A 3043-nucleotide genomic window follows, 5' to 3' on the forward strand; every position below is an offset into this window, starting at 1 on the left:
ATACCTGACCATCAAATTAACACTAGTAAATTTATTCTAAAAAAGTTACTTTTATTTTATAATATCCACCTCTGGTGGCATTTCATCAGAGGTATATACGACGTTCGGCGCCGGCTTACCTTTTAAAACAAACTCTATTGCTTGTTTGAATTTCACGGCTTGCGCACTCCAAGAGTAATTTTCTTTAATTAGTGACTTAGCATTGTTAGACATTTCACCTAGACAAACTGAATCTAAGGCCATCATGTCATTCAATGCCTCCTTCAAATTCTCTTTTGATAAAGAAATGAAATTACCGCAATTATAAGAATTTATCTCAGACCATGGAGTCCCTGTGGTTGTGATCGTGGGTAATCCGGCAGCTAACGCCTCACCAATCACTACACCAAAGTTTTCTGTATAACTAGGTAAAACAAAAAACTCAGAAACGGATAGCACGCATTCTTTATCATACCCAGTGAGCATACCTAACGTTTTTAGGTTATCCCCTATTCCGTGCTCTACAGCCAAATGATTAATACGTTCAATGTAATTTGAATAATCAGGACCAACGATTAGCAAGCACCATTCTGGATTGTGTTTCACTAAATCCGGCCAAACATTTAAAAGCAGATCAAGACCTTTTTTCTCGTGCAAACGAGACATAAATAGTATATATTTCTTTTCGCATTTCAGTTCTAAATGCTTAACTGAGTCAGTAGTGCTTGGCAGATTCTGATAATCTTCGTAGTTAATTCCGTGAGGAACTACGGCTATAGGACTTGTAATACCTAGGTCCCGAACAGCCCTATATTCATCAATACAGGTCACATGGATAAGGTCCGCTTTTTGCAGCGCACTTTTTTGAAAAGCATGCCATGCTATTTTCTTTCTGTACTTACCTTGCGCCAACGACCATGGATATAGCGTACCTCTGATTGACGCTATATGTGGGATGTTCTTTCGCTTTGCGAGTTTAGCCGCAAGATAGGCAGGATAATTCCAAAGATTATTAGAAAATAAAATATCACCATCAGAAACTTCTGAGCTTAACTTATCTCTCAACTCTCTAGAATATTTTACCTTAATCGGCCCAGCTAGCTGACAGCGGACCCAGGGGATTGAAAATCGATCTATGAACTCATTTTTTTCACAATCTGAATGTATTGTTGAATAAATTATAGAGTTGACACCCACTTCAGCACGCATACCGTAAAGAAAATTAGGTAGTGAATTCGCGGGCCCTCCATATTCATTATCGATGTTTTCTATAACAGCGACTATTTTCACCTTTACTCCTGTTTTCAAAATAAAAAAAAGTAGAAACCACAATCATAGGTAATAATGTAAACGACACTGGAATAGCTGAAAGAAAAAGTCCTAAAATCAGAATCAAAAAATAAAGAGATTCTTTATGACTAGCCTGTGAGTACATCAAGAAAGATACGGATAAAATAAAAAATATAGAGAACCAGCCTAATTCAAAAAAAATAGAACCTAGGCCTGACATAATTTTATTTCCGTATCCTCCCCACCAAAAAAAACCGCTAATATTTGATCTACCTTCAACGAGAACATTTGAGAAAGAATGAAAACCATGAGGCATACCCAAATCTAAAAAAAATTGCTTCACCGAGAAGTAAATATGCGAAGATCGTTCATTAATACTAGCGTCCTGCTTGATAATATCTAGTGGGACATCCTTAATAAGAACAGCTAATTCATATGGACGACTGTTTTTTAAAAGGTCTGAAGCTGGAATAGATAACACAGCAATAAATGCTATAGTACCCAAGGCTATCATAATTTTTTTTAAGGAAAACAAATTAAACGCTAAAAACAACAAAAAAGAGATAAGAAAAAAAAGCATAACCATTGAGGATTTAGCCACAAAAAATATAAAAAAAACATTCAATGACAAAAGAGACACAACGATTATATTTGATAATTCTCTTCGCTCTATATAAATGAGCCAACTTAAAAAAAACAGAAACAAGCCATAAAAAGTAGGTTCGGGTGCTAACCCAGTAACTCCTCTATCATCTGTTGTTCGAACGGTTACAAGAAAAGACAAAGCATGTCTATCTATAATGGTCTGTAAAAGACCTGCAATTATCCATACAAAATTCGAGATAATTACGGTTTTAGCAGGAAATCGATAGTATCTACGTATGACATAAAAAGAAAACAAAACTATGAAAAATGCATAATAACTAAAGAAAGCTCGAACAACAAGAAAGTCTAATTTACCATAAATTATGCTTATAAAAAAAACGCAGACAAGTAAGATTAGCGAAAACCAAACAGAGTAATGAACTTTCCTCCTTATGTTTAAAAAGAAAAAACACGTACCTGTTATTATAAACCAAGGTTGAGTGTCAAGATCCAATAGACCGAACGATAACCATGGGAATAACATAGTTATCAATGTAAAATTTAATATTAAATTCATTTTTCTTCTTTTAATTTATCATAGTGTTGCCCGCATCTAATAGAAAACTGCTTAGCAGGATGACCACCAACGATAGCAAGAGGTTCAACATCTTCGACTACAACACTTCCAGCTTGAACAATTGCACCATAACCTATCCTAACCCCTGGCAGTATAATAACACGAGAGCCTAACCAAACATTCTCTTCAATAACTGTGTTAGGGGTTAGTAATTTATCATCGTATGGTAATCGATATGCGTTTTTATAATCATGAGAATCAGAAATAATAAGACAATCTAGACCACAATGAAAATTATCGCCAATGTAGACAACTCCCTTTCCGGTTATAGAAATTCCATTAAAATGGGTATTATTTCCTAAATGAGTTCTTCCATTAAACTTTGATTTAACGTTTATTGTTGGCTTGCCTTTGTATGAGGATATTCCTCGTTTAGCCAAGATAAAGTAAAAAACAACTTTTAGCCGGCGTTTAGAAGCGGCAAAGAACTTATTAAGTTTAGTCATCGAATATCATTACACCATGGAAGAATATTAAGTTTATATCCATAATAAAGAGATAGAAGAAGTAAAAAAGACCAAGACAAGAAATTCACAACTGCTGCTCCTAAAG

The 3043-nt window shown here is 34.8% G+C and carries 3 protein-coding genes; all 3 read right to left on the minus strand.

Annotated elements, in window-relative coordinates; all coding sequences use genetic code 11:
• Nucleotides 1-51 precede the first annotated feature (51 nt).
• Genes BZG81_RS15320 through BZG81_RS15330 form a run of 3 tightly spaced genes read right to left on the minus strand, consistent with a single transcriptional unit; the run spans nucleotide 52 to nucleotide 2937 of the window.
• Nucleotides 52-1269: a glycosyltransferase gene (locus BZG81_RS15320; RefSeq protein ID WP_077677808.1), complete on the minus strand. Its 1218-nt coding sequence runs from the start codon at nucleotides 1267-1269 to the stop codon at nucleotides 52-54.
• Nucleotides 1235-2431: a hypothetical protein gene (locus tag BZG81_RS15325; protein WP_077677809.1), complete on the minus strand. Its 1197-nt coding sequence runs from the start codon at nucleotides 2429-2431 to the stop codon at nucleotides 1235-1237. The genes BZG81_RS15320 and BZG81_RS15325 overlap by 35 nt, the downstream gene beginning before the upstream one ends.
• A complete protein-coding gene (locus BZG81_RS15330; RefSeq protein ID WP_077677810.1) occupies nucleotides 2428-2937 on the minus strand; it encodes an acyltransferase in 510 nt (169 codons plus the stop codon). Before BZG81_RS15330 ends, BZG81_RS15325 begins: the two co-directional genes overlap by 4 nt.
• Nucleotides 2938-3043: the final 106 nt, after the last annotated feature.

This window comes from Salinivibrio sp. MA607 (genome assembly GCF_001996245.1).
Lineage (GTDB): Bacteria > Pseudomonadota > Gammaproteobacteria > Enterobacterales > Vibrionaceae > Salinivibrio > Salinivibrio costicola.